Here is a 3,925-nt window from a genome sequence, read left to right as displayed (position 1 = left end):
ACGGCGGCGTGGTGGCCGTGACCGTCAGGTCGGCGTTACGTTTGAGGATGCGTTTCTGGTTGCGGTCCGGCAAAAACTGCGCAACCGGGATGCGTGCAGGCACGCACGCATTGCAGTTCTGGCAATGGGGCCGGTACAGATGATCGCCGCTGCGCCGAAAACCCATCTCTGAGAGGTCGGCATACACATGCACGTCCATCGGCTGGCTGGGGTCGAGGAACAGTGTGGTGGCCTGCTCGTCAGGCAGATAGCTGCAAGAGTGAGCTTGAGTGGCATAGAACTTCAAGCGTGCCAGCTCGGTCATGATCAACCCTCGGGATAAGCTTTGAAATAAGTGTAAGCCAGGTACGAGGAAGTCGCCTAGGAAACCCACGGGCCAGAGCTGGGCTGGTCTAAATGGTTACGCAGGAAGCCGGCAAATTCACTGCGCGGTATGGCGCGGGCGCCGAGGCTGTGCAGGTGATCATTGGGCATCTGGCAGTCGATCAGTACAAAACCCCAGGCCTGCAACTGGCGGGTCAGCGTGGCAAAGCCGAACTTGGAGGCATTGTCGGCGCGGCTGAACATCGATTCGCCAAAAAATAACTGGCCCATTGCCAGGCCATACAGGCCGCCGACCAGCTTGCCTTCATCCCATACTTCGACGGAATGCGCGTAGCCGCGCCGGTGCAGCTCCAGGTAGGCGCTTTGGATACCTTCGGTGATCCAGGTGCCGTCTGCATAAGCGCGGGGCGCGGCGCAGGCCTGGATGACGGCGGCGAAGTCCTGATCAAAGGTCACGCTGTAGCGCTGCTGACGCAACAGTTTGCCGAGGCTGCGTGACACGTGCAGCTCGTCGGGGAATATCACCGTGCGCGGGTCTGGAGACCACCAGAGGATCGGCTGGCCGTCGGAGAACCACGGGAAGCAGCCATGGCGGTAGGCCTGGATCAGTCGCTCGGCCGACAGGTCGCCACCGGCGGCCAGCAAGCCATTGGGTTCGCGCATGGCTTTGGCCAGCGGCGGGAAAGTCAGGGAATCGCGTTGCAACCAGGTCAGCATGGTATCCAGGCTTACGGTAGGGGAGGGGAGTGGCAGGTATGACGCCTGCCGCATGTGGGATGATTATTGTCGACATGGCGCTGTGGGGCCAGCCCGAATCGGGCATCCGCGCGCAATAGCGTTAATAGGTGTTTCTGCAACTCTACCCTTTGGGCGCGGTCGTAATCGGGTCTGGGCCATGCAGGCCAATTGCCAAGCTTGCCTGCTTTGATAAAAACAGCGCATAAGCCTTTGTCAGCAAAGGCAATGCGTGCTCAAATTGAACAGGCTATGACACATCATCTGTGCAGGCCACCGGGTGAGGGCAAGTACGTGGCATCGTCGACGCAAACCCGTACAATGCGGGCATTGTGGCGTTTTCGCCCTTTCACCTGTTCATCACCCAATGTTAAAAGTAGTTTCAGCGACATTCGTTCATTTTTCAGCTGCTCGGATTGAGCAGTGTGCAGTCATTCAACAGATGGACGCGCTAAAGGCGCAGGAATAGACCCGTTTTGAAGAAATCCGCCGCAACACCTAAAGCAGCTGTCGTGCCGGCCTGGCGCCAGCACCTGCATTATCGACTCAAGGAAGGCGCGCTGATCGCTATCGGCGCCCTGTGCCTGTTCCTGATGATGGCCTTGCTTACCTATGGCAAGGACGATCCGGGCTGGAGCCACAACAGCAAGATCGAAGACGTGCAGAACTTCGGCGGCCCCGCCGGTTCCTACAGCGCCGATATCCTGTTTATGGTGCTGGGCTACTTCGCGTATATCTTCCCGTTATTGCTGGCGATCAAGACCTGGCAGATCTTCCGCCAGCGTCACGAACCGTGGCAGTGGAGCGGCTGGCTGTTCTCCTGGCGCCTGATCGGCCTGGTGTTCCTGGTGTTGTCCGGCGCGGCGCTGGCGCACATTCATTTTCATGCACCTACCGGCTTGCCGGCGGGCGCGGGCGGGGCGTTGGGCGAAAGCCTCGGCGACCTGGCGCGCAAGACCCTGAATATCCAGGGCAGCACCTTGATGTTTATCGCGCTGTTCCTGTTCGGCCTCACTGTGTTCACCGACCTGTCGTGGTTCAAGGTGATGGACGTGACCGGCAAGATCACCCTGGACCTGCTCGAATTGTTCCAGGGCGCAGCCAACCGCTGGTGGTCGGCCCGGGTCGATCGCAAACGCATGGTCGCGCAACTGCGTGAGGTGGACACCCGCGTTAACGAAGTGGTGGCCCCGAGTACGCCGGACCGCCGCGAGCAAGCCAAGGTCAAGGAACGCCTTATCGAGCGCGAGCAAGCCCTGAGCAAGCACATGTCGGACCGCGAGAAGCAGGTGCCGCCGGTGATTGCCCCGGCACCGCCCAAAGCGCCGGAGCCGAGCCATCGTGTGCAGAAAGAGAAGCAGGCGCCGTTGTTCGTCGACAGCGCCGTAGAGGGCACCTTGCCGCCGATCTCGATTCTCGACCCGGCCGAAAAGAAACAACTCAATTATTCTCCGGAATCCCTGGCGGCCGTCGGCCACCTGCTGGAAATCAAGCTCAAGGAATTCGGCGTCGAAGTCTCGGTGGATTCGATCCACCCAGGCCCGGTGATTACCCGTTACGAAATCCAGCCGGCAGCCGGCGTCAAGGTCAGCCGTATCTCCAACCTGGCCAAAGACTTGGCCCGTTCCCTGGCCGTGACCAGTGTGCGTGTGGTGGAAGTGATACCCGGCAAGACCACCGTCGGCATCGAGATTCCCAACGAAGACCGTCAGATCGTGCGGTTCTCCGAGGTGCTGTCGACGCCGGAATACGACAACTTCAAGTCACCGGTCACCTTGGCCCTCGGCCACGACATCGGCGGCAAGCCGGTGATCACCGACTTGGCGAAAATGCCGCACTTGCTGGTGGCCGGTACTACCGGTTCCGGTAAGTCGGTGGGCGTGAACGCGATGATTCTGTCGATCCTGTTCAAGTCCGGCCCGGATGACGCCAAGCTGATCATGATCGACCCGAAGATGCTCGAATTGTCGATCTACGAAGGCATCCCGCACCTGCTGTGCCCGGTGGTGACCGATATGAAGGACGCCGCCAACGCCTTGCGCTGGAGCGTCGCCGAGATGGAGCGTCGCTACAAGCTGATGGCGAAGATGGGCGTGCGTAACCTGTCGGGCTTCAATGCCAAGGTCAAGGAAGCCCAGGACGCCGGTACACCGCTGACCGACCCACTGTACAAGCGCGAAAGCATTCACGACGAAGCGCCGCTGCTGACCAAGCTGCCGACCATCGTGGTGGTGGTCGATGAATTTGCCGACATGATGATGATCGTCGGCAAGAAGGTGGAAGAACTGATCGCGCGTATCGCCCAAAAGGCCCGTGCGGCCGGTATTCACTTGATCCTCGCCACCCAGCGGCCGTCGGTGGATGTGATCACCGGCTTGATCAAGGCCAACATTCCAACGCGGATGGCGTTCCAGGTTTCCAGCAAGATCGACTCGCGCACTATCATCGACCAGGGCGGCGCCGAACAACTGCTGGGTCACGGTGACATGCTCTATATGCCGCCGGGCACCAGTCTGCCAATCCGGGTTCACGGCGCCTTCGTCTCCGATGATGAAGTTCACCGCGTGGTGGAAGCCTGGAAGCTGCGCGGCGCGCCGGAATACAACGACGACATCCTCGCAGGCGTCGAAGAGGCCGGCAGCGGCTTCGACGGCGGTAGCAGCGGTGATGACGATGCCGAAACCGACGCGCTCTACGACGAAGCCGTGGCATTCGTACTCGAAAGCCGTCGCGCTTCGATCTCTGCGGTGCAGCGCAAGCTCAAAATCGGTTACAACCGCGCCGCCCGCATGATCGAATCCATGGAAAACGCTGGCGTCGTAACCGCCATGAACACCAACGGTTCGCGTGAAGCCATCGCTCCCGG

2 protein-coding genes and 1 pseudogene are annotated in these 3,925 nt (G+C 60.4%); 1 reads left to right on the top strand and 2 read right to left on the bottom strand.

What is annotated here, in order from left to right:
- A pseudogene (locus tag FEM54_RS26610) lies at positions 1-304 on the bottom strand (arginyltransferase); the annotation flags it as partial.
- 56 nt (positions 305-360) lie between these two features.
- Positions 361-1,041: a leucyl/phenylalanyl-tRNA--protein transferase gene (gene aat, locus FEM54_RS26605; RefSeq protein WP_017137503.1), complete on the bottom strand. Its 681-nt coding sequence runs from the start codon at positions 1,039-1,041 to the stop codon at positions 361-363.
- A gap of 494 nt (positions 1,042-1,535) precedes the next feature.
- On the opposite strand from aat, the gene FEM54_RS26600 reads away from it, so the two are divergent.
- Positions 1,536-3,925: DNA translocase FtsK (locus FEM54_RS26600; protein ID WP_138453662.1), on the top strand; the 2,390-nt coding region annotated here is incomplete at its 3' end.

The sequence above is a fragment of the Pseudomonas edaphica genome, assembly GCF_005863185.1.
Taxonomy (GTDB): domain Bacteria; phylum Pseudomonadota; class Gammaproteobacteria; order Pseudomonadales; family Pseudomonadaceae; genus Aquipseudomonas; species Aquipseudomonas edaphica.
The sequence above is the reverse complement of the archived record's forward strand: the minus strand, read 5'-3'. Positions and strand labels throughout refer to the sequence as shown.